Origin of the sequence: Streptomyces alkaliterrae (assembly GCF_007097205.2) — a bacterium.
GTDB classification, from domain to species: Bacteria; Actinomycetota; Actinomycetes; order Streptomycetales; family Streptomycetaceae; genus Streptomyces; species Streptomyces alkaliterrae.
Window position 1 is genome coordinate 1 of record NZ_VJYK02000705.1, and the last position, 485, is coordinate 485.

Sequence of the window (485 nt, forward strand, 5' to 3'; positions counted from 1 at the left end):
ACCCCCGCCAACGGGCCGCCGCCGCAGGTCGGGCGGGCGGCCGTCAGGCGGGTGGCCGTCAGGCGGGTGGCGGTCGGGCGGGTGGCCGTCGTCAGGAAGTCGGCAGTGGTTGCGTGCGGTAGACGGTCCCGCCGCAGGCGCCGGTGAGGTACGCGGCCGGCAGCCTGGGTTCGCCGGAGGCCGGGGTGTAGCGCAGGACGACGGCCGTGTCGCCGGCCGCACCGCCGCCACCGGTGCCGAACGTGTCGAGGCCGTCGGCCTCCTCCTGCTGGTCGGGCGTCTTGCCGCCACCGGTGCCGCCGCCGGTGCCGCCGCCAGAGCCGCCGGTGGAGCCGCCGCCGCTGCCGTCGCCGCCGTCCTGGTCGCCGCCGTCGCCGTCCGAACCGCCGCCGCCGGTGGTCGGTGTCTCACCGCCGCCGGTGGTGGGGTCCTCGCCGCCGTCGCCGCCGCCCCCGTCGGTGCCCGGGGTGGGCGTGGAGCCGCCC

General features: G+C 80.4%; 1 pseudogene. It reads right to left on the bottom strand.

From position 1 onward, the window contains the following. Nucleotides 1-91: 91 nt before the first annotated feature. Nucleotides 92-485: pseudogene (locus tag FNX44_RS28660) on the bottom strand (hypothetical protein); the annotation flags it as partial.